Source organism: Pseudomonas sp. R84, from assembly GCF_009834515.1.
Lineage (GTDB): Bacteria > Pseudomonadota > Gammaproteobacteria > Pseudomonadales > Pseudomonadaceae > Aquipseudomonas.
Genome location: NZ_CP019426.1, coordinates 1,891,586 through 1,912,715, shown reverse-complemented (window position 1 = coordinate 1,912,715; position 21,130 = coordinate 1,891,586). Strand labels below are relative to the sequence as shown.

19 protein-coding genes and 1 pseudogene are annotated in these 21,130 nt (G+C 58.1%); 8 read left to right on the top strand and 12 right to left on the bottom strand.

Translation table 11 applies throughout. The annotated features are described in order from the left end of the window. Window positions 1-242: 242 nt before the first annotated feature. From PspR84_RS08650 to sdhC, 4 genes are read right to left on the bottom strand one after another with little or no spacing between them, the layout of a single operon-like run. Window positions 243-947: a succinate dehydrogenase iron-sulfur subunit gene (locus tag PspR84_RS08650; RefSeq protein ID WP_008077942.1), complete on the bottom strand. Its 705-nt coding sequence runs from the start codon at window positions 945-947 to the stop codon at window positions 243-245. A gap of 11 nt (window positions 948-958) precedes the next feature. Beyond that, the gene (sdhA, locus tag PspR84_RS08645) at window positions 959-2,731 is read right to left on the bottom strand and encodes a succinate dehydrogenase flavoprotein subunit (protein WP_008077944.1); all 1,773 of its coding nucleotides are present in this window, start codon (window positions 2,729-2,731) and stop codon (window positions 959-961) included. A 3-nt stretch (window positions 2,732-2,734) separates the two neighbouring features. Further along, the gene (gene sdhD / locus PspR84_RS08640; protein ID WP_007977503.1) at window positions 2,735-3,103 is read right to left on the bottom strand and encodes a succinate dehydrogenase, hydrophobic membrane anchor protein; all 369 of its coding nucleotides are present in this window, start codon (window positions 3,101-3,103) and stop codon (window positions 2,735-2,737) included. After that, on the bottom strand, window positions 3,097-3,471 hold the full coding sequence (gene sdhC / locus PspR84_RS08635; RefSeq protein WP_034156251.1) for a succinate dehydrogenase, cytochrome b556 subunit: 375 nt from the start codon (window positions 3,469-3,471) through the stop codon (window positions 3,097-3,099). The genes sdhD and sdhC overlap by 7 nt, the downstream gene beginning before the upstream one ends. A 362-nt stretch (window positions 3,472-3,833) precedes the next feature. On the opposite strand from sdhC, the gene gltA reads away from it, so the two are divergent. Continuing rightward, window positions 3,834-5,123 (top strand): citrate synthase, encoded by a 1,290-nt coding sequence (gltA, locus tag PspR84_RS08630; RefSeq protein WP_141126761.1) that lies wholly within the window; start codon window positions 3,834-3,836, stop codon window positions 5,121-5,123. A gap of 1,038 nt (window positions 5,124-6,161) precedes the next feature. Here the strand turns inward: gltA and PspR84_RS08625 are convergent. The 3 genes from PspR84_RS08625 to PspR84_RS08615 form a co-directional block, all read right to left on the bottom strand. After that, window positions 6,162-7,820 carry a cation acetate symporter gene (locus tag PspR84_RS08625; protein ID WP_122600285.1) on the bottom strand — a complete coding sequence of 553 codons (1,659 nt, stop codon included), beginning with the start codon at window positions 7,818-7,820 and terminating at the stop codon, window positions 6,162-6,164. Then, a complete protein-coding gene (locus tag PspR84_RS08620; protein ID WP_007919908.1) occupies window positions 7,817-8,128 on the bottom strand; it encodes a DUF485 domain-containing protein in 312 nt (103 codons plus the stop codon). The genes PspR84_RS08625 and PspR84_RS08620 overlap by 4 nt, the downstream gene beginning before the upstream one ends. A gap of 241 nt (window positions 8,129-8,369) precedes the next feature. Next, complete coding sequence (locus PspR84_RS08615) at window positions 8,370-9,221, bottom strand: glycine betaine ABC transporter substrate-binding protein (protein ID WP_016987515.1); 852 nt, start codon at window positions 9,219-9,221, stop codon at window positions 8,370-8,372. Window positions 9,222-9,507: 286 nt separating this feature from the next. Between PspR84_RS08615 and PspR84_RS08610 the strand changes: the two genes are divergently transcribed. Beyond that, window positions 9,508-11,103 carry a beta (1-6) glucans synthase gene (locus PspR84_RS08610; protein ID WP_160056870.1) on the top strand — a complete coding sequence of 532 codons (1,596 nt, stop codon included), beginning with the start codon at window positions 9,508-9,510 and terminating at the stop codon, window positions 11,101-11,103. A gap of 95 nt (window positions 11,104-11,198) precedes the next feature. On the opposite strand, the gene PspR84_RS08605 is transcribed toward PspR84_RS08610, so the two are convergent. Further along, complete coding sequence (locus tag PspR84_RS08605) at window positions 11,199-11,567, bottom strand: hypothetical protein (protein WP_160056868.1); 369 nt, start codon at window positions 11,565-11,567, stop codon at window positions 11,199-11,201. Between the two features lie 224 nt (window positions 11,568-11,791). On the opposite strand from PspR84_RS08605, the gene PspR84_RS08600 reads away from it, so the two are divergent. Together PspR84_RS08600 and PspR84_RS08595 are read left to right on the top strand one after the other, a co-directional pair. Beyond that, window positions 11,792-13,090: a serine/threonine protein kinase gene (locus tag PspR84_RS08600; protein WP_160056866.1), complete on the top strand. Its 1,299-nt coding sequence runs from the start codon at window positions 11,792-11,794 to the stop codon at window positions 13,088-13,090. Beyond that, window positions 13,083-13,871, top strand: a complete 789-nt coding sequence (locus tag PspR84_RS08595; RefSeq protein ID WP_008087290.1) for a VacJ family lipoprotein — start codon at window positions 13,083-13,085, stop codon at window positions 13,869-13,871. The genes PspR84_RS08600 and PspR84_RS08595 overlap by 8 nt, the downstream gene beginning before the upstream one ends. A gap of 181 nt (window positions 13,872-14,052) precedes the next feature. Here PspR84_RS08595 and PspR84_RS08590 read toward each other — a convergent pair whose 3' ends face one another. Further along, complete coding sequence (locus PspR84_RS08590) at window positions 14,053-14,967, bottom strand: DUF808 domain-containing protein (RefSeq protein ID WP_160056864.1); 915 nt, start codon at window positions 14,965-14,967, stop codon at window positions 14,053-14,055. A 135-nt stretch (window positions 14,968-15,102) separates the two neighbouring features. On the opposite strand from PspR84_RS08590, the gene PspR84_RS08585 reads away from it, so the two are divergent. Then, entirely contained in the window at window positions 15,103-15,708 is a 606-nt protein-coding gene (locus tag PspR84_RS08585; protein WP_077571699.1) for a TetR/AcrR family transcriptional regulator, read from the top strand. A gap of 102 nt (window positions 15,709-15,810) precedes the next feature. Here PspR84_RS08585 and PspR84_RS08580 read toward each other — a convergent pair whose 3' ends face one another. Together PspR84_RS08580 and PspR84_RS08575 are read right to left on the bottom strand one after the other, a co-directional pair. Beyond that, window positions 15,811-16,269, bottom strand: a complete 459-nt coding sequence (locus PspR84_RS08580; RefSeq protein WP_110720784.1) for a transposase — start codon at window positions 16,267-16,269, stop codon at window positions 15,811-15,813. A 212-nt stretch (window positions 16,270-16,481) separates the two neighbouring features. Continuing rightward, complete coding sequence (locus PspR84_RS08575) at window positions 16,482-16,922, bottom strand: heme-binding protein (protein WP_160056862.1); 441 nt, start codon at window positions 16,920-16,922, stop codon at window positions 16,482-16,484. 268 nt (window positions 16,923-17,190) lie between these two features. On the opposite strand from PspR84_RS08575, the gene gcl reads away from it, so the two are divergent. The 3 genes from gcl (at window position 17,191) to PspR84_RS08560 (ending at window position 20,978) form a co-directional block, all read left to right on the top strand. Continuing rightward, entirely contained in the window at window positions 17,191-18,966 is a 1,776-nt protein-coding gene (gene gcl, locus PspR84_RS08570) for a glyoxylate carboligase (RefSeq protein WP_008083509.1), read from the top strand. A 178-nt stretch (window positions 18,967-19,144) separates the two neighbouring features. After that, on the top strand, window positions 19,145-19,927 hold the full coding sequence (gene hyi / locus PspR84_RS08565; RefSeq protein WP_160056860.1) for a hydroxypyruvate isomerase: 783 nt from the start codon (window positions 19,145-19,147) through the stop codon (window positions 19,925-19,927). 157 nt (window positions 19,928-20,084) lie between these two features. After that, window positions 20,085-20,978 carry a 2-hydroxy-3-oxopropionate reductase gene (locus tag PspR84_RS08560; protein WP_007919937.1) on the top strand — a complete coding sequence of 298 codons (894 nt, stop codon included), beginning with the start codon at window positions 20,085-20,087 and terminating at the stop codon, window positions 20,976-20,978. A gap of 20 nt (window positions 20,979-20,998) precedes the next feature. Here the strand turns inward: PspR84_RS08560 and PspR84_RS29580 are convergent. Further along, a pseudogene (locus PspR84_RS29580) lies at window positions 20,999-21,121 on the bottom strand (metal ABC transporter ATP-binding protein); the annotation flags it as partial. Window positions 21,122-21,130 lie beyond the last annotated feature (9 nt).

Genomic DNA, 21,130 nt, shown 5'->3' with positions numbered 1-21,130 from the left:
CCCTCGGTTAGGGGAACACCATCGATGTCGACACCGAGCAAACTTGCAGAAGTCCGAATGCAGCGACTAAAACAAGCCACTTAGGATCACACTGATAGTCCGGGTACCAGCCCGGATGCCCCTGCTTGTCTCATTTCTTCAAAATAAGAGCCGCAGCTTATGGCTACTGCTCTGGTTATAGCCATGACGCGGGTTGAAGCCCGCGCCACAGCCTCTACGGTGCAGCGGTTACAGCAGCTGAATCACACGCCGCTCGAAAGCAGCATGTTACGGATGTGACCGATGGCCTTAGTCGGGTTCAGGCCTTTCGGACATACGTTGACGCAGTTCATGATGCCCCGGCAGCGGAAGACGCTGAACGGGTCATCGAGTGAAGCCAGACGCTCGTTGGTCTTGGTGTCACGGCTGTCTGCCAGGAAGCGATAAGCTTGCAGCAGTGCAGCTGGACCCAGGAACTTGTCCGGGTTCCACCAGAAGGACGGGCAAGAGGTCGAGCAGCAAGCGCACAGGATGCACTCGTACAGACCGTCGAGCTTTTCGCGCTCTTCTGGCGACTGCAGACGCTCGATGGCCGGAGCCGGCGTGTCGTTCTGCAGGTAAGGCTTCACCTTCTCGTATTGCTTGTAGAAGATGCTCATATCGACAACCAGGTCACGGATAACCGGCAAACCTGGCAGTGGACGAACAACCAACTTGTTACCTTTTACAACGGCAGACAGCGGCGTGATGCACGCCAGGCCGTTCTTGCCGTTGATGTTCATGCCGTCGGAACCACAAACGCCCTCACGGCAAGAGCGACGATAGGAGAAACCTTCGTCCTGTTCTTTGATCAGGGCCAGTACGTCCAGCACCATCAGATCTTTACCACCGGTATCGATCTGGAATTCCTGCATGAACGGCGCGGCGTCCTGATCAGGGTTGTAACGATAAACGCTGACTTGCAACATGGCGGCCACCCTTAATAAGTCCGAATCTTAGGTTCAAAAGTCGGAACAGTCTTCGGCGAGAAGTTCACGGCACGCTTGGTGACGCGCTTGTCACCCGGGAAGTACAGGGTGTGGCACAGCCAGTTTTCGTCGTCACGGTCTTCGAAGTCTTCACGGGCGTGAGCACCGCGCGACTCCTTGCGTACTTCAGCCGCGATGGCGGTAGCTTCAGCCACTTCCAGCAGGTTTTGCAGTTCCAGCGCTTCGATACGGGCAGTGTTGAACGCCTGCGACTTATCGTTGATTTTCACGTTGGCGATACGGGTACGCAGGTCAGCAAGCTGAGCGATACCTTTCTGCATGTATTCGCCAGTACGGAATACACCGAAGTAGTTCTGCATGCAGTTCTGCAGCTCGCGACGCAGGGTTGCCACATCTTCACCGTCGGTACGGCTGTTCAGCGCGTTCAGACGCGACAGGGCAGCTTCGATGTCGGCTTCGGTAGCGTCGTCGTATTCGATGCCGTCGGTCAGCGCCTTTTCCAGGTGCAGGCCGGCAGCGCGGCCGAATACCACCAGGTCGAGCAGCGAGTTGCCGCCCAGACGGTTGGCACCGTGAACCGATACGCAAGCCACTTCGCCCACAGCGAACAGACCAGGGATGATCTTGTCGACGCCTTCAGCGTCCTGGGTGATCGCCTGACCATGAATGTTGGTGGCAACGCCGCCCATCATATAGTGGCAAGTCGGAACAACCGGAACCGGAGCAACAACCGGGTCAACGTGTGCGAAAGTCTTCGACAGCTCGCAGATGCCTGGCAGACGGCTGTGCAGCACTTCCTCGCCCAGATGGTCGAGTTTGAGCAGTACGTGGTCGCCATTCGGACCGCAACCGTTGCCGGCGATGATTTCTTTAACCATCGAGCGAGCAACCACGTCACGACCGGCAAGGTCTTTGGCGTTCGGAGCATAACGCTCCATGAAACGCTCGCCGTGCTTGTTGATCAGGTAACCACCTTCACCACGGCAACCTTCGGTAACCAGTACACCGGCGCCGGCGATGCCGGTCGGGTGGAACTGCCACATTTCGATGTCTTGTACCGGCACGCCAGCACGCAGAGCCATGCCGACGCCGTCACCGGTGTTGATCAGGGCGTTGGTGGTGGAAGCGTAGATACGACCTGCACCGCCGGTAGCCAATACAGTGGCTTTAGCGCGAATGTAGGTGGTTTCGCCGGTTTCGATGCAGATCGCGATCACACCGACGAAGTCGCCTTCCTGGTTTTTCACCAGATCGACAGCGTAGTACTCGTTCAGGAACGTGGTGCCGGCTTTCAGGTTGCCCTGATAAAGGGTGTGCAGCAGCGCGTGACCGGTACGGTCGGAAGCCGCGCAAGTACGTGCAGCCTGACCGCCCTTGCCGTAGTCCTTGGACTGGCCACCGAACGGACGCTGATAGATGCGGCCTTGTTCGGTACGCGAAAACGGCATGCCCATGTGGTCCAGCTCGTAAACGGCAGCCGGGCCTTCCTGGCACATGTATTCGATAGCGTCCTGGTCACCGATGTAGTCGGAACCCTTGACGGTATCGTACATGTGCCAGCGCCAGTCATCATTCGGGTCAGCGGACGCGATTGCGCAAGTGATACCGCCCTGAGCGGATACAGTGTGCGAACGGGTCGGGAAAACCTTGGTGATCACGGCAGTCTTGTGACCGCCCTGTGCCAGTTGCAGCGCCGCGCGCATGCCGGCACCGCCACCACCAATAATGATGGCGTCGAAAGAAATCGTTGGAATGTTAGCCATGACTCAGATACCCCAGAGAATCTGCACACCCCAGACGAAGTAAGCGAACATCGCAACGCCGCATACTGCCTGGAAAAGGAAACGTACTGCAGTCGCGGACTTGCCCAGCGCCATTGGCGTCAGGTAGTCGGTCGCGATGGTCCACATGCCGACCCAGGCGTGAGCGCCAAGGGCAACGAGGGCCAGCAGACTGAAGATACGCATCCCGTTGTGAGCGAACAGGCCGTGCCACTGGTCGTAGCCAATGCCCGGATTCGCTGCAAGGTATCCGATCAGGAAGATGAAATAAGCCGCGAGAACAACCGCAGACACACGTTGCGCCATCCAGTCATAGAGGCCCGAACGCGAAAGGTTCGTAACGCTGGTTACCATATCCAAACTCCTGCCAGAACGATCAGCACCACGGAAACGGCGATGATAATTTTCGAGCCCAGGCGGCCGCCTTCCAGCGTCTCACCGATGCCCATGTCCATGATCAAGTGGCGCACACCGGCTACCAGGTGATACAGCAGAGCGGACAGGAGGCCCCATGCTACGAACTTGGCCAGCGGGCTGGTCAAGCATGCCTTCACCTCGGCAAAACCTTCCTCGGAACCCAGAGATTTGCCCAATGCATAAAGCATGAAGCCGATACCCAGGAAGAGGATGATGCCGGAAACACGGTGAAGAAACGACGTAACGCCGGTGATGGGGAGTTTGATGGTCCTTAGGTCTAGGTTTACAGGTCGTTGGCTTTTCACGGCTTTTTTTTCACACTGAAGAGCCCCTAACAATCAGGGCAAAGTTGTTGGGGAGTGCACTGGTCAGGTAACCACCACCCAGGGATGCGACCCCCAACAAAGCTGGCCCAAAAGCCCTTGGCGGTCGGTGGCCGAGTATAGACAGTTAGGTTACTAATGACAACGCAATCACCTACCCCCAATAGCTGATTGCACAAGTCGTATAAAAGGCGTAAATGGCAGTCAATTTCGAGGAAAAAGTGCGCTTAAAGCCTTCTGGAGCAAGACTTTAGGCAAATTGACATTCGAATTTATCTCACTATAGTGGTGCGGGCCCTGCGTGGGGGGTCTGTCTGATGGTTCAAGCATAAATAGGAGGCCACATGGCTGACAAAAAAGCGCAGTTGATCATCGAGGGCGCAGCCCCCGTCGAGCTGCCCATTTTAACCGGCACCGTTGGTCCCGATGTAATCGATGTTCGGGGCCTGACGGCCACGGGCCGCTTCACTTTCGACCCGGGTTTCATGTCGACCGCCTCGTGCGAATCGAAGATTACCTATATTGACGGCGACAACGGCATTCTGTTGCACCGCGGCTACCCGATCGAACAGCTGGCTGAAAAGTCGGACTACCTGGAAACCTGCTACCTGCTGCTCAACGGCGAACTGCCGACCGCAGAACAGAAGGCCCAGTTCGTCAGCACCGTGAAAAACCACACCATGGTTCACGAGCAGTTGAAAACCTTCTTCAACGGTTTCCGTCGCGACGCCCACCCGATGGCCGTCATGTGCGGTGTAGTCGGCGCCCTCTCGGCCTTCTACCACGACTCCCTCGACATCAATAACCCGCAGCATCGCGAAATCTCCGCGATCCGTCTGGTTGCCAAGATGCCGACCCTGGCAGCGATGGTTTACAAGTACTCCATGGGCCAACCCATGATGTACCCGCGCAACGACCTGACGTACGCGGAAAACTTCCTGCACATGATGTTCAACACCCCGTGCGAGATCAAACCGATCAGCCCGGTGCTCGCCAAGGCCATGGACCGCATCTTCATCCTCCACGCCGACCACGAGCAGAACGCGTCGACCTCCACCGTGCGTCTGGCCGGTTCTTCGGGTGCCAACCCGTTTGCCTGTATCGCCGCCGGTATCGCCGCACTGTGGGGCCCTGCCCACGGCGGTGCGAACGAAGCCGTTCTGACCATGCTTGACGAGATTGGCGATGTGTCGAACATCGACAAGTTCATCGCCAAGGCCAAGGACAAGAACGATTCGTTCAAACTGATGGGCTTCGGTCACCGCGTTTACAAGAACCGCGACCCTCGCGCGACTGTCATGAAGCAGACCTGCGACGAAGTACTGAAGGAACTGGGCATCAACAACGATCCGCAACTCGAACTGGCCATGCGCCTGGAAGAGATTGCGTTGACTGACCCGTACTTCATCGAACGCTCGCTGTACCCGAACGTCGACTTCTACTCGGGGATTATCCTCAAGGCGATCGGCATTCCGACCAGCATGTTCACCGTGATTTTCGCGTTGGCACGTACTGTTGGCTGGATTTCGCACTGGAAAGAGATGCTCTCCAGCCCGTACAAGATTGGCCGTCCGCGTCAGCTGTACACTGGTTACGAGTCGCGTGATATTTCCAAGCTGGAAGACCGTAAATAAGATTTGTCTTGCGATGAAGTCTTAAGTTGTACCGGGAACGGCCTCTATTTATATAGGGGCCGTTTTTGTTTGTCTGGGGATTGGGATTGGGGGCATATCCGTTTTTCGGGTGCTGCCGCTGGCGGTTTCGCTCTTACAGCGAGTCCCTTTTTCAAACGCCAAAAAGGAACCAAAAGGCTTTGCCCCTGGCGTACGGCACTTCGCTTAGGCTCAGTGTTCCCTCGCTACGGTGTCCATCCGGGGGGCATCGCCTACGGTTTGCTTCGCTGCACCTCCTCTCGATGTATGCGGCTGCGCCGCACGGCGCTGCGCGCCTCCCCCCGGATGAACACCTACGCTCGGCCTGCCGATGGGGCAAAAGATCAAGAACCAAAGCCAAAGCCAAAGCCAAAGCCAAAGCCAAAGCCAAAGCCAAAGCAAGATCACAAGCCAGATCAAGAGCCCCTCACCCTAGCCCCCTCCCAGAGGGAGAGGGGACTGACCGCGTGGACTGGAAGAGATACGCCGACTTGGATATCGAGTTGAACTCAGATGTTGAAAAGCGCAAAAATCGGCTCCCTCTCCCTCGGGAGAGGGCTGGGGTGAGGGGCAGCTCCAACACAAACCCCAAGCCGAATACCCGTGCTCTTCATCACTCAACAGGATGAGCGTTAGCTCGGCTGCAGCTCTTGATCTGTAAGGCGACGTCGGAAGGCTGAGTGGAGGGATTGATCCGGGGGTGGGAGCGCAGCGACCGTTTGGCGAAGCCAAACACAGCGAGAGGAGGTGCAGCGAAGCAAACCGTAGGCGCTGCGCCCGGATCGATCCCGCAGCGAAGGAACCCCGAGCCTCAGCGAGCGGGCCGCACGTAGGAGCAAGCGTTTTTTGCTTACTTTTTTTGGCGTTTGAAAAAAAGTGAGTCGCCGTAAGGGCGAAACCCTAAGAAGCCGTTACCGCAGCAACGGATATGTACACAGCTCTAGCAGATAACCGCCCACAAAAAATGCCCCGATCTCTCAACCGGGGCATTCAGCACAACATTACAAAACCATCAAGCGATCAATGCGAAACCGCCCCACTCGCCCCCAACCCCGTCTGCGAACGCACAAACTGCGGGAAGAACAACGCCCGCTCCTTGTCCGCAGCCGCCGACTTATCGGTAATCGAGAAGAACCAGATCCCCACAAAAGCAATGATCATCGAGAACAGCGCCGGATACTCGTAAGGGAAGATCGCCTTCTCATGATGCAGAATCTGCACCCAGATGGTCGGCCCAAGCACCATCAAACCAACGGCACTGACCAGACCCAACCAGCCGCCAATCATCGCCCCACGAGTGGTCAGCTTCTTCCAGTACATCGAAAGCAACAGCACCGGGAAGTTGCAACTCGCCGCGATGGAGAACGCCAAGCCAACCATGAACGCAATGTTCTGGCTTTCGAACAGGATGCCCAAGCCAATCGCCAGCACCGCCAAGGCAATGGTGGTGATCTTCGAGACACGAATCTCGTCCTTCTCGTTCGCCTTGCCCTTTTTGATCACACTGGCATACAGGTCGTGAGAAACCGCCGAAGCACCCGCCAGCGTCAGACCGGCAACAACCGCCAGAATGGTCGCGAACGCCACCGCCGAGATAAAGCCGAGGAAGATACTGCCTCCAACTGCGTTGGCCAGGTGCACCGCCGCCATGTTGTTGCCGCCCAACAGCGCGCCAGCAGCATCTTTGAAGGCCGGGTTAGTGCTGACCAGCAGGATCGCGCCGAAGCCGATGATGAAGGTCAGGATGTAGAAGTAACCGATGAAGCCAGTTGCGTAGAGCACGCTCTTGCGAGCTTCTTTTGCGTCACTCACGGTGAAGAAGCGCATCAGAATGTGTGGCAGGCCAGCCGTACCGAACATCAGCGCCAGACCCAGCGAGAAGGCCGAAATCGGGTCCTTGACCAGACCGCCGGGGCTCATGATTGCTTCGCCCTTGGCGTGCACCTTGATCGCCTCGGAGAACAGCGTGTTGAAGTCGAAGCCTACGTGCTTCATGACCATCAGCGCCATGAACGAGGCACCGGACAGCAACAGCACAGCCTTGATGATCTGTACCCAAGTGGTCGCCAGCATGCCGCCGAACAGCACGTACATGCACATCAGCACACCGACCAGAATCACCGCAACGTGGTAGTCCAGACCGAACAACAGCTGAATCAGCTTGCCGGCACCAACCATTTGCGCAATCAGGTAGAACGCCACGACCACCAGCGAGCCGCAGGCCGATAGGGTGCGGATCTGGGTTTGCCCGAGGCGGTAGGACGCCACGTCGGCAAAAGTGTATTTACCCAGGTTGCGCAGACGCTCGGCGATCAGGAACAGAATGATCGGCCAGCCCACCAGGAAGCCGATCGAGTAGATCAGGCCATCGTAGCCGGAGGTGAACACCAGCGCGGAAATCCCCAGGAAGGACGCCGCCGACATGTAGTCACCGGCAATTGCCAGACCGTTCTGGAAACCGGTGATCTTGCCGCCCGCCGCATAGTAGTCGGCCGCCGAGTTGTTTTTCTTCGAGGCCCAGTAGGTGATGTACAACGTCGCGCCAACGAAGGCGACGAACATCAGGATCGCCGGAATGTTAAGCGGCTGTTTGGCCACTTCCCCCGTCAACGCGTCAGCCGCCCAGACACTCGGCGCGAAAGCCGCAACACTCAATAAAGCCAGTAGACGCCGGATCATTGCTGAGCCTCCTTGAGAATCGCATTGTTCAGGTCGTCAAACTCGCCATTGGCGCGGCGCACATAGATAGCGGTGAGGATGAATGCCGAAAGAATCAGTCCGACACCGATCGGAATACCCCAGGTAATCGAGGATTCCGGACTGAGTTTCGCGCCCAGAATATGCGGCCCGTAAGCGATCAGAAGGATGAAGCCAGAGTAAAGCCCGAGCATGATCGCCGAGAGTATCCAGGCGAACTTTTCCCTTTTTCGCACCAGCTCCTTGAATCGGGGACTGTTTTGAATCGAGAGGTAAATGCTGTCGTTCATTGTTTTTATCCTCGCAGCACAGATTATTGTTGGAACATAGCTAATGTATGCGGCTGCGGGAGCGGTAACAGACGACCTTAGTAGTAGAACGCCATGACACTTTTGCCAATTTCCGGTACACACAAAACAACTGTAGGAGTGAACCTGCTCGCGATGGCGTCGTATCAGTCGACATTTTCATCAACTGACAGGACGCTATCGCGAGCAGGCTCACTCCTACAGGGGTACAGCGGTGTTGCGGTTATTTGGTCCAGTCAGCCACGCGATCCGGGTGCTTGGCGACCCAATCTTTCGCCGCTGCGTCAGGCTTGGCACCGTCCTGGATTGCCAGCATGACCTCGCCGATTTCGTCTTTCGACGCCCACTGGAAGTTCTTCAGGAACTTGGCCACTTCCGGTGCTTTGGTCGCGAGTTCTTTACTGCCGATGCTGTTCACGGTTTCAGCCGCGCCATACACGCCTTTCGGGTCGTCGAGGAAGCGCAGTTTCCACTTGGCGAACATCCAGTGCGGCACCCAACCGGTGACCGCGATGGATTCGTTTTTCTTCTCGGCACGGGTCAGCTCGGCAATCATGCCGGCGCCAGAACTGGCTTTGAGGCTGTATTTGTCGAGGCCGTAATCCTTGATCGCCTGATCGGTTTTGAGCATAACGCCCGAACCGGCGTCGATACCGACGATGCGATTTTTGAAGGTGTCATCGGTTTTCAGGTCTTCGATCGACTTGGCTTTCACATACTCCGGCACGATCAGGCCGATTTTCGCATCCTTGAAGTTCGGGCCGTAGTCGACGACCAGATCCTTGTTCTTCGTCCAGTACTCGCCATGGGTCACTGGCAGCCAGGCGGAGAGCATGGCGTCGAGCTTGCCGGTGGCAACACCCTGCCACATGATCCCGGTGGCAACGGCTTGCAGTTTCACGTCGTAGCCGAGTTTCTGTTTGATCACCTCGGCCGCCACGTGGGTGGTCGCGACGCTGTCGGACCAACCGTCAACGTAACCGATGTTCAGGGTCTGTTTTTCTGCACTGGCGAACGTGGAACTCATCGCAAGCACCAGAGCAGCACTTGCGCCTAAAAGTCGTCGCATCTTCATCGTTACTTCCCCGAAATGCTGCGCCCGACGGATGACGGGCGGCGTCAACGTATTGTTATGGTGCACGGCGCCCCCATCACGCCTGACCGCAAACTCGTTAGAACATCAGCGGAGCACTGATGGCTTGATCATCAACCTCACGCGGCAGTCGACCTGCTCTGCCAGCGACCTCAAGACAACGAGAAACGACATCACAAGGCCATTAATGGCGCCCGAATATTTGACGCCAGACAATCCGCCCGAACTTTGCATGTACAAATCATGCGGGCCACCAACCCCTCTATAAATGCAGGTAACATGCGTCGCTTTGCAGCCACTCGGCCTGACCATGTCCGCGACTTCCCGTTTTCCCTTTCTGCCTTATCTCTTCGCCTGCCTGCTTGGGCTGTTTGCCCTCGGGGGCTTCTGGTACGGCCTCGGCCAACCGGTGATCCTGCCCGACGCTGCGACCCCGACGCATAAATTGCAGTGCGCCTCCTACACCCCGTTCGATAAAGACCAATCACCGTTCGACGTGCCGTTCAAGCTGCGCCCGGAGCGCATGGACGCCGATCTCGCATTGCTGGCGACACGCTTTGAGTGCATTCGCACTTATTCGATGACGGGCCTCGAAGCCCTGCCGGATCTGGCGCGCAAACATGGTCTCAAATTGATGATCGGCGCATGGGTCAACAGCAATCCGGTGGACACCGAGAAAGAAGTCGACCTGCTGATCAAATCGGCCAACGCCAACCCGGACGTGGTCAGCGCGGTGATCGTCGGCAACGAGGCGCTGCTGCGCAAGGAAGTCACCGGCGCGCAACTGGCCCGATTGATCAACAAGGTCAAAAGTCAGGTCAAGCAATCGGTGACGTACGCCGATGTCTGGGAGTTCTGGCTCAAGCATCCGGAAATCGCGCCGGCGGTGGACTTCCTGACCATTCACCTGCTGCCGTACTGGGAAGATGATCCGTCAAACATCGACGTCGCCCTGCAACATGTCGCGGATGTGCGCCAAGTGTTCGGCAATAAGTTCGCACCGAAGGACGTAATGATCGGCGAAACCGGCTGGCCGAGCGAAGGCCGTCAGCGCGAGACCGCCCTGCCGAGTCGGGTCAATGAGGCCAAATTCATTCGTGGTTTTGTCGCGATGGCCGAGAAGGAGGGCTGGCATTACAACCTGATCGAAGCGTTTGACCAGCCGTGGAAGCGCGGCAGTGAAGGCGCGGTCGGCGGTTACTGGGGGCTGTTCGACGCGGATCGTCAGGACAAAGGCGTGCTCGCCGGGCCGGTGACCAACGTGCCGTACTGGAAGGAATGGCTGGCGGTCGGTGGTTTGATTTTTCTTGGCACACTGATGCTCGGCGGTCGCGTTCGCACGACGCGCTCGGCGCTGGTGTTGCCGCTGCTGGGCGTCCTCGCCGCCTGCTCGATTGGCGCTTGGGGTGATCTGGCGCGGGTGACTACGCGGTTTGCCAGTGAGTGGTTGTGGGTCGGTTTGCTGACGGCGTTGAATCTGTTGGTGTTGGCACACGCTGCGCTGACGCTGAGCGCGCGTGCCGGCTGGCGTGAGCGGGCGTTCAATCTACTGGAGCGCCGCGCGGGCTGGCTGGTCGCGGCAGCAGGCTTTGCCGCTGCGGTGATGATGCTGGAGATGGTGTTCGATCCGCGTTATCGCAGCTTTGCGAGCATGGCGTTCGTGCTGCCGGCGCTGGTTTATCTGTGCCGTCCGGTCAGCGTGCCGCGCCGGGAAATTGCCCTGCTGACGTTTATTGTCGGCGCGGGGATTGCGCCGCAGCTGTATCAGGAAGGGTTGCAGAATCAGCAGGCGTGGGGTTGGGCGTTGGTCAGCGGGTTGATGGTGGCTGCTTTGTGGCGCTGCCTGCGCGTTCGAAAAGACTGATCAAAAGCAAGATCAAAAGATCGCAGCCTTCGGCAGCTCCTACAAGGTGTACGCCATTTCAATGTAGGAGCTGCCGAAGGCTGCGATCTTTTCCATCAGTCGCTACGGGACTCGCGGACCAGTCGCAACCCGGCAATCACCAACGCAAACACCGCCAACGTGGTGTTGTACAACGCCAGTGCCGGCACGCCGAACACCAGCGCCAGCACCGCCAGCCACCACCCTGCCCGCCCGGGCAACACGAAACCGATCAGCGCCGCGCCGAGCGCCGTCCAGCCCAACACCTTGAAATGAATCATCAAGCCCAGGTTCGAACGCACCTGACATTCCCAGCGGCTGGCCTCATCCACGCAGATACCGACCCACTGCCCGTCTTCCATAAAGCCATAACGCGCGCCATAACTGGCGGCCAGCCACAACGGCAACAGAACGAGCAGCAAAATCACGGGAAAACGGTGGGACATGAAACACTCCAATCTTCGGAAATCGGCGGCCAGCTTAATCTGCCGCCAGCCGTGTGCAAGAACTAACAACTGTTAACTGTTCATTCAGGGCGTGCAAAGTGTATCGTCCAGCTACTATTACTCCGAATTCTGCCTGTTTGGTGCCGCAGCATGGCACTTTGGCGCAACCCCGGTGGTCATAGCCTGCGAACTTCATTCGGCACCTTCCTCTAAGGGATCTAGTCATGCTCCGTTCCTTGCGCTTCGCCGCGCTGTTCAGCGGCCTTATTTTGAGTGCGTCCGCACTGGCGGTGGATATCGATGCCGCCAGTTATGGCTATCCCCTGACCAACCCGTTCGAGGCGACCATCGCCACGACGCCGCCGGACTTGCGCCCGGAATTGCCGCTGGACGACGACATCAATCAGTCGGACCGCAGCTTGACGTTGCGTCCGGAACGAGAGTTCATCCTGCCGGACAACTTCTGGGCGGTGAAAAAGCTCACCTACCGCATCGCCACCCAGGACAAGCCGGCACCGCTGATCTTCCTGATCGCCGGCACCGGCGCGCGCTATGACAGCACGCTCAACGAATACCTGAAAAAGCTTTACTACAAGGCCGGCTACCACGTTGTGCAGCTGTCGTCGCCGACCAGTTTCGACTTCATCAGCGCGGCCTCGCGTTTCGCCACGCCGGGCGTGACCAAGGAAGACGCCGAAGACATGTACCGGGTGATGCAAGCCGTTCGCGCGCAAAATCCCAAGCTGCCAGTCACCGAGTATTACCTGACCGGTTACAGCCTCGGCGCTCTGGATGCCGCGTTCGTTGCGCATCTGGACGAGACGCGCCGCAGCTTCAACTTCAAGAAAGTGCTGTTGCTCAATCCGCCGGTCAACCTCTACACCTCGATCACCAATCTCGACAAACTGGTGCAAACCGAAGTTAAAGGCATCAACACCAGCACGACATTCTATGAGCTGGTGTTGTCGAAGCTGACCCGCTACTTCCAGCAGAAAGGCTACATCGACCTCAACGATGCGCTGCTCTACGACTTCCAGCAGTCCAAGCAGCACCTGACCAACGAACAGATGGCGATGCTGATCGGCACCTCGTTCCGCTTCTCGGCGGCCGACATTGCGTTCACCTCGGACCTGATCAACCGCCGTGGCCTGATCACCCCGCCGAAATTCCCGATCACCGAAGGCACCAGCCTCACGCCGTTCCTCAAGCGTGCGCTGCAGTGCGACTTCGACTGCTACCTGACCGATCAGGTGATCCCGATGTGGCGCGCGCGCACCGACGGCGGCAGCCTGCTGCAACTGATCGATCAGGTCAGCCTGTATGCGCTCAAGGATTACCTGCACGACAGCCCGAAAATCGCCGTGATGCACAACGCCGACGACGTGATCCTCGGCCCGGGCGACCTCGGTTTCCTGCGCAAGACCTTCGGTGATCGCCTGACCGTTTACCCTCTGGGCGGCCATTGCGGCAACATTAACTACCGCGTCAACAGCGACGCCATGCTGGAGTTCTTCCGTGGCTAAATATCTCCTGCTGATGGCAGCGCTCCTCTGCGCAGGCGTGGCCCAGGCCGACAACAGTAAAGCCAACGCGCCGGTGGTCGTCGACAGCGACGGCTTCAAGGAACCGCTGTCCAAACTCAAGTTCAACCCGGGGCTGGATCAGCGCGAATTCGAGCGTTCGACGCTCAACGCACTGAACGTCTACGACCCGCTGGAATCGTGGAACCGCCGGGTTTACCACTTCAACTATCGCTTCGACCAATGGGTGTTCCTGCCGGTGGTCGATGGCTACCGTTACATCACACCCAGCTTTTTGCGCACGGGCGTGAGCAACTTCTTCAACAACCTCGGTGACGTCCCGAACCTGGTCAACAGCCTGCTGCAGTTCAAGGGCCAGCGCTCGATGGAAACCACCGCACGCCTGCTGCTCAACACCACCATCGGCATCGCCGGCCTGTGGGACCCGGCCACCGCCATGGGCCTGCCGCGTCAGAGCGAAGACTTCGGTCAGACGTTGGGCTTCTACGGTGTACCGGGCGGTGCCTACTTCGTGCTGCCGATCTTCGGCCCGTCGAACATCCGCGACACTGCAGGCCTTGCTGTCGATTACACCGCTGAATCGGCGATCAACTTCCTCAACGTCTCGGAAGTCAGCTCCAACCATCCAGAAGTCTGGGCCCTGCGTGCGGTCGACAAGCGTTATCAGACCAGCTTCCGTTATGGCCAGATGAACTCACCGTTCGAGTACGAGAAGGTGCGTTACGTATATACCGAGGCGCGTAAGTTGCAGATCGCCGAGTAGTTTTCGGCAGGTACAAAAAGGGCCATTCGATGCGAGTCGAATGGCCCTTTTTCATGTCGCAACAAAGATCAAACTGTAGGAGTGAGCCTGCTCGCGATAGCGGTCTACCCGCCACCATTTGCAGTGCTGACACACCGCTATCGCGAGCAGGCTCACTCCTACAAGGGTTTTGTGTTGAATGTCAGTTTTTCAGAGATTTCCAGATTTTGCCGACAACGGAAACCACCGCCAACACCACTGCCCCAGCGATAATCCCCGCGACACCATTGAGCAACATCGGCACCGCAAACCCGACACTGCCGGCCGCTGCGCCTACGCCTTCAATCCAGTCATGCACCACCGGCACGCCGTGGGTGAGGATGCCGCCGCCGACCAGGAACATCGCTGCCGTACCGACCACCGACAAGGTTTTCATCATGTATGGCGCGGCGCTGAGAATGGCGCTGCCGACTTTTTTCGCAAACTGCCCAGGCTTTTGCGTCAGCCACAGGCCGAGGTCGTCGAGTTTGACGATGCCCGCCACCAGGCCATAAACGCCCACCGTCATCACAATCGCAATGCCGGACATGACAATCACTTGCTGAGTCAGCGAGGCAGTTGCCACGGTGCCCAGAGTGATCGCGATAATCTCTGCCGAGAGGATGAAGTCGGTGCGAATCGCGCCTTTGATCTTGTCCTTCTCGTACGCCACCAGATCCGTCGCCGGATCCGCTACCGCCTCAGTCAGTTGCGCATGTTCGGCTTCATCTTCAGCCGCACTGTGCAGAAACTTGTGCGCGAGCTTCTCGAAGCCCTCGAAACACAGATAGGCACCACCGACCATCAACAGCGGCGTCACCAGCCACGGCACGAACGCACTGATCGCTAGCGCCGATGGCACCAGAATCAGCTTGTTGACGAACGAGCCCTTGGCCACGGCCCAGACCACGGGAATTTCCCGCTCGGCACGTACGCCGGAGACCTGCTGGGCGTTGAGCGCCAGATCATCGCCGAGTACGCCGGCGGTCTTCTTGGCGGCCATTTTGCTCATCAACGCCACGTCGTCCAGCACGGTGGCAATATCGTCGACCAGCACCAGCAAACTGCTTCCTGCCATGAATCCTGTTTCCTTTTATGTATGAATGTTGCGAAGCATAACGCGACCTTAGACCACGCGGGGCATTCTTGAGCGTCGCGCGAGGCCGGTGCTACCATGCGCAACCGCCAGAACAGGCAAGGAACCACCGGGTTTATGAGCACAATCCGCGAGCGCAACAAAGAACTGATCCTGCGTGCCGCCAGTGAGGAGTTTGCCGACAAGGGCTTCGCTGCGACCAAAACCAGCGACATCGCCGCCAAGGCGGGATTGCCCAAGCCCAACGTCTACTACTACTTCAAGTCCAAGGAAAACCTCTACCGCGAGGTATTGGAAAGCATCATCGTGCCGATTTTGCAGGCCTCGACGCCTTTCAATCCGGACGGCGTACCGAGCGAAGTGCTGAGCGGCTACATCCGCTCGAAGATCCGTATCTCCCGCGACCTGCCCTTCGCCTCGAAAGTATTCGCCAGCGAAATCATGCACGGCGCCCCGCACCTGAGCGCCGACCTGGTCGAGCAGCTCAACGGCCAGGCCAAGCACAACATCGACTGCATCCAGAGCTGGATCGATCGCGGCCAGATCGCCCCGATCGACCCCAACCACCTGATGTTCAGCATCTGGGCCGCGACCCAGACCTACGCCGACTTTGACTGGCAGATTTCTGCCATCACGGGGAAGGACAAGCTGGATGAAGCCGATTATGAAGCGGCGGCGCAGACGATTATCCGGTTGGTGTTGAAAGGCTGTGAGCCGGACTGAAACACTTTGGAGACGCCATCGCGAGCAGGCTCGCTCCTACATTTGGAATGCGTTCCCCTGTAGGAGTGAGCCTGCTCGCGATCGAGGCAACTTGGTTTCAGGTCAAACCCAGATGGCATCCCACAGCGGATAGTCGCCAAGCTTCTCCACCAGCCCGGCCCGCAACGGGTTGGCCACGACATAACGCGCCATCTTCACCAGATCTTCTTCCCGTCTCAGGGCGCGGTCATGAAACCCTCTCTGCCAGAGAACGCTGTTTCCACCGGAAGCTTGCCTGACAGCCTTGGTGCTCAGCGATTTGGTTTTTTGCATTACCTCACTCAATGAACCTCGTTGCAATTCAATCAACCAATGGAAATGATCTGGCATCACTACCCAGGCTAGTGAGCTCACCAGCCCTGAATCTTGCGCGTGTCGGAATTGATCAGCGACCAGTTTGCCCAAAGCAAAATTCGTGAAGATCGGCTTTCGTTGATAAGTGGTGCTGGTTAACAGGTAGATTCGACTGACTTCGGTATAGCGCCCGACTCGCAATTTATGTGCAGCAGGTAGATCCGGCATTCCTTTGCCCTCTGTGATCAGGTCATGACAAGGCTAGTACCGGGAAAGGCAGATGGAGCGGTCAACTGTTGGCAGGATGTGTCTGGTAGATAGCAATCGCGAGCAGGCTCACTCCTACAGGGGATCTGAGGTGTTCAAACATTTTGTGTCTGAACACAAATCCCTGTAGGAGTGAGCCTGCTCGCGATAGCGGTTATTCAATCAACGCAGATTCAAGCAGCCACCCCCGCATCCGCCCGCAACTCCAGCGCCTCCACCGCTTTAATAGCCACCTGCTCATCAATATCCGACAAATCCCCGCTGATCCCGATTGCGCCCAGCACATTCCCTGCCTGATCACGAATCAACACACCACCCGGTGCCGGCACGACGCTGCCCTGGCCCATGCTGTTCAGTGCGGCAATAAACGCTGGGCGTTGTTGCGCGTCGAGTGCGAGCAGGCGCGAGCCTTTACCCAAGGCGATCGCGCCCCAGGCTTTGCCGATGGCGATGTTCGGGCGCAACAGGCTCGCGCCGTCTTCACGTTGCAGGGTGATCAGGTGGCCGCCGGTATCAAGTACCGCGATGGTCAGCGGCGCGGCGTTGATGCGGCGCCCTGCATTGATGGCTTCGTTGACCAGGTTGACTGCGACTTTCAAGGTTAAAGCGCTCATGGTGCCGTCCTCATTTTGTTATAGGGAAAGTCGTGGGGCTGCGCTTTTCTGCCGCAGCTCGATGCAACAAATAGAACACAATGAGTTATTTTTTTGTATACAATAATTCTCGAAAAGCGCCACATGCGACGAAAAGCCACAGTCATAAAGGCTTCCGACGAATGAAACAGGCGCTTGAGAAAATGGATTGACCTGCGCCATCCGCCGTGAATACACTCTGCGCAAAGCCACTTGTATACAATTACAAAACGTAAAGAGGCACAAAACCATGAGCAAAATGAGAGCAATCGAAGCCGCCGTTCTGGTGATGCGCCGTGAAGGGGTTGATACCGCTTTTGGCATCCCGGGCGCTGCCATCAACCCGCTGTACTCCGCCTTGCAGAAGGTCGGTGGCATCGATCACGTCCTTGCTCGCCACGTTGAAGGCGCCTCGCACATGGCCGAGGGCTACACCCGCACCAAGGCCGGCAACATCGGCGTGTGCATCGGCACTTCCGGCCCTGCCGGTACCGACATGGTCACCGGGCTCTACAGCGCCTCGGCCGACTCGATTCCAATCCTCTGCATTACCGGCCAGGCACCCCGCGCCCGTATGCACAAGGAAGACTTCCAGGCTGTCGACATCACCAGCATCGTCAAGCCAGTCACCAAGTGGGCGACCACTGTTCTGGAACCGGGCCAAGTGCCGTATGCGTTCCAGAAAGCCTTCTTTGAAATGCGCTCCGGCCGTCCAGGCCCGGTGCTGATCGACCTGCCGTTCGACGTGCAGATGGCCGAGATCGAATTCGACATCGACGCCTACCAGCCGCTGCCATTGGCCAAACCGACCGCGACCCGCGTTCAGGTCGAGAAGGCATTGGCTTTGCTCGATCAGGCTGAGCGTCCATTGCTGGTGGCCGGCGGCGGCATCATCAACGCCGACGCCAGCGATCTGCTGGTTGAATTCGCTGAGCTGACCGGCATCCCGGTGATCCCGACCCTGATGGGCTGGGGCACCATCCCGGACGATCACCCGCTGATGGTCGGTATGGTGGGTCTGCAGACTTCGCACCGTTACGGCAACGCGACGATGCTGAAATCCGACGTGGTGTTGGGTATCGGTAACCGTTGGGCCAACCGTCACACCGGTTCGGTTGACGTCTACACCGAAGGCCGCAAATTCATTCACGTCGACATCGAAGGCACGCAGATCGGTCGTGTGTTCACCCCGGATCTGGGCATCGTGTCCGACGCCGCCGCTGCGCTGACCGTGTTCATCGAAGTCGCCCGTGAATGGCAAGCCGCCGGCAAGCTGAAAAACCGCAGTGCCTGGCTGCAAGACTGCCAGCAGCGCAAAGCCAGCCTGCATCGCAAGACCCACTTCGACAACGTGCCGGTGAAACCGCAACGCGTTTACGAAGAAATGAACCAGGTGTTCGGCAAGGACACCTGCTACGTCAGCACCATTGGTCTGTCGCAGATTGCCGGCGCGCAGTTCCTGCACGTCTACAAGCCGCGTCACTGGATCAACTGTGGCCAGGCAGGCCCGTTGGGCTGGACCATTCCGGCAGCGCTGGGCGTGGTGAAGGCCGATCCGAACCGCAAAGTCGTGGCCCTGTCGGGGGACTATGACTTCCAGTTCATGATCGAAGAACTGGCGGTCGGCGCTCAGTTCAAACTGCCGTACATCCACGTCGTGGTGAACAACTCGTACCTGGGTCTGATCCGTCAGGCCCAGCGCGGGTTCGAAATGGACTACTGCGTGCAGCTGTCCTTCGATAACCTGAACGCGCCGGAACTCAACGGTTACGGTGTTGACCACGTCGCAGTGGCGGAAGGCCTCGGCTGTAAGGCGCTGCGGGTGTTCGAACCCTCGGAAATCGCCCCGGCCCTGCGCAAGGCCGAACAAATGATCGAAGAGTTCAAGGTGCCGGTGATCGTCGAGATCATTCTGGAGCGTGTGACCAACATCTCCATGGGCACCGAGATCAACGCCGTCAACGAATTCGAAGACCTGGCGCTGGTCGGCAACGATGCGCCAACGGCGATTTCGCTGCTTGATTGATCGCTTTTAGCCCCCTCTCCCTATGGGAGAGGGCTGGGGTGAGGGAAAGGTTTTGCGGTGATCGCAAAATTCGGATCAGACTCAGGATCCCCCTCACCCTAACCCTCTCCCCCAGGAGAGGGGACTTGATCGCGTTCAGTCTGACCAACCGTGTCACATCCGTTTTTAGGAGACCACCATGCCGCGTTTCGCAGCCAACCTGTCCATGCTGTTCACCGAACAGGATTTCCTTGCCCGTTTCGACGCCGCCGCCAAGGCCGGTTTCAGCGGTGTCGAATACCTGTTCCCGTACGACTTCAGCTCCGCCGAAATCAAGGCCAAGCTCGACGCCAACGGTCTGACCCAAGTGCTGTTCAACCTGCCGGCCGGTGACTGGGCCAAGGGCGAGCGCGGTATCGCGTGCCTGCCGGATCGTGTCGAAGAGTTCCGCGCTGGTGTCGATCTGGCCATCGCTTACGCACAAGTGCTGGGCAACACCCAGATCAACTGCCTGGCCGGTATTCGTCCGCAAGGCGTTGACGATCCCACCGTGGAAAAGACCTTCGTTGCCAACCTGAAATACGCCGCCGACAAGCTGCAGGCAGCGGGCATCAAACTGGTGATGGAAGCGATCAACACCCGCGACATCCCGGGCTTCTACCTGAACAACACGGCGCAAGCCCTGTCGATTCGCGAACAGGTCGGCAGCGCCAATCTGTTCCTGCAATACGACATCTATCACATGCAAATCATGGAAGGCGATCTGGCCCGCACCCTGCAATCGCACCTGGGCGAGATCAACCATGTGCAGCTCGCAGACAACCCGGGCCGTAACGAACCAGGCACCGGTGAAATCAACTACCGCTTCCTGTTCGAACACCTCGATCGCATCGGTTATCAGGGTTGGGTGGGTTGCGAATACAAGCCGCTGACCACCACCGAAGCAGGCCTCGGCTGGCTGAAAACCCACAACGCAATCTAACGCAGCTCCCCTGTAGGAGTGAGCCTGCTCGCGATGAATTCACCTCGGTACACCTGATGTACCTCAGCGCCTGAATCGCGAGCAGGCTCACTCCTACATAAAAGCAACAGCTTCCCCCCTATTTGCTTGAGCAAGACAAAAACAAGAGGATTTTCTCATGGCTAAAATCGGATTTATCGGCACCGGCATCATGGGCCACCCAATGGCTTCGAACCTGCAGAAAGCCGGTCACAGCCTGTTCCTGTCGGCGCACCACGACGCCGCCCCGGCCGACCTGGTTGCCGCTGGCGCCGTCGCCCTGGCCAACCCGCGCGAAGTCGCGCAGGAAGCAGAATTCATCATCGTCATGGTGCCGGATACCCCGCAGGTCGACGATGTACTATTCCGCGCCGACGGCGTTGCCGCAGGCCTGAGCAAAGGCAAAATCGTTATCGACATGAGCTCGATCTCGCCGACCGCCACCAAGGCATTCGCTGCAAAGATCAACGAGAAAGGCGCGCAATACCTCGACGCACCGGTGTCCGGTGGTGAAGTCGGCGCCAAAGCCGCGACCCTGAGCATCATGATCGGTGGCGACGCCGATGCCTTCGAACGCGCGCTGCCGCTGTTCCAGGCCATGGGCAAGAACATCACCCTGGTCGGTGGCAATGGCGACGGTCAAACCGCCAAAGTCGCCAACCAGATCATCGTTGCCCTGAACATTCAGGCCGTCGCTGAAGCCCTGCTGTTCGCTTCGAAAAACGGTGCCGATCCAGCCAAGGTGCGTGAAGCACTGATGGGCGGTTTCGCCTCCTCGAAAATCCTTGAAGTGCACGGCGAGCGCATGATCAAAGGCACTTTCGATCCAGGCTTCCGCATCAGCCTGCACCAGAAGGACCTGAACCTGGCCCTGCAAGGCGCGAAAGAGCTGAACATCAACCTGCCAAACACCGCCAACGCCCAGCAAGTGTTCAGCACCTGCGCGGCGATCGGTGGCAGCAATTGGGACCACTCGGCGCTGATCAAGGGTCTGGAACACATGGCCAACTTCTCGATTCGCGACAACAAATAAGCCACTGCCCCACCGCTTAAAACCTGTGGGAGCGAGCTTGCTCGCGAAGAGGGCGTGTCAGTCGACATGGATATTGACTGATCCATCGCTTTCGCGAGCAAGCTCGCTCCCACAGGGATCTCTACCGCCCTTTCGAATAACAAGAATTCCGG

Bases quoted from the DNA above. Each gene is read 5' to 3' on its own strand.
- PspR84_RS08650 (WP_008077942.1), bottom strand. From the start codon at position 947: ATGTTGCAAGTCAGCGTTTATCGTTACAACCCTGATCAGGACGCCGCG.
- sdhA (WP_008077944.1), bottom strand. From the start codon at position 2,731: ATGGCTAACATTCCAACGATTTCTTTCGACGCCATCATTATTGGTGGT.
- sdhD (WP_007977503.1), bottom strand. From the start codon at position 3,103: ATGGTAACCAGCGTTACGAACCTTTCGCGTTCGGGCCTCTATGACTGG.
- gltA (WP_141126761.1), top strand. From the start codon at position 3,834: ATGGCTGACAAAAAAGCGCAGTTGATCATCGAGGGCGCAGCCCCCGTC.
- PspR84_RS08625 (WP_122600285.1), bottom strand. From the start codon at position 7,820: ATGATCCGGCGTCTACTGGCTTTATTGAGTGTTGCGGCTTTCGCGCCG.
- PspR84_RS08620 (WP_007919908.1), bottom strand. From the start codon at position 8,128: ATGAACGACAGCATTTACCTCTCGATTCAAAACAGTCCCCGATTCAAG.
- PspR84_RS08615 (WP_016987515.1), bottom strand. From the start codon at position 9,221: ATGAAGATGCGACGACTTTTAGGCGCAAGTGCTGCTCTGGTGCTTGCG.
- PspR84_RS08610 (WP_160056870.1), top strand. From the start codon at position 9,508: ATGCAGGTAACATGCGTCGCTTTGCAGCCACTCGGCCTGACCATGTCC.
- PspR84_RS08605 (WP_160056868.1), bottom strand. From the start codon at position 11,567: ATGTCCCACCGTTTTCCCGTGATTTTGCTGCTCGTTCTGTTGCCGTTG.
- PspR84_RS08600 (WP_160056866.1), top strand. From the start codon at position 11,792: ATGCTCCGTTCCTTGCGCTTCGCCGCGCTGTTCAGCGGCCTTATTTTG.
- PspR84_RS08590 (WP_160056864.1), bottom strand. From the start codon at position 14,967: ATGGCAGGAAGCAGTTTGCTGGTGCTGGTCGACGATATTGCCACCGTG.
- PspR84_RS08585 (WP_077571699.1), top strand. From the start codon at position 15,103: ATGAGCACAATCCGCGAGCGCAACAAAGAACTGATCCTGCGTGCCGCC.
- PspR84_RS08580 (WP_110720784.1), bottom strand. From the start codon at position 16,269: ATGCCGGATCTACCTGCTGCACATAAATTGCGAGTCGGGCGCTATACC.
- PspR84_RS08575 (WP_160056862.1), bottom strand. From the start codon at position 16,922: ATGAGCGCTTTAACCTTGAAAGTCGCAGTCAACCTGGTCAACGAAGCC.
- gcl (WP_008083509.1), top strand. From the start codon at position 17,191: ATGAGCAAAATGAGAGCAATCGAAGCCGCCGTTCTGGTGATGCGCCGT.
- hyi (WP_160056860.1), top strand. From the start codon at position 19,145: ATGCCGCGTTTCGCAGCCAACCTGTCCATGCTGTTCACCGAACAGGAT.
- PspR84_RS08560 (WP_007919937.1), top strand. From the start codon at position 20,085: ATGGCTAAAATCGGATTTATCGGCACCGGCATCATGGGCCACCCAATG.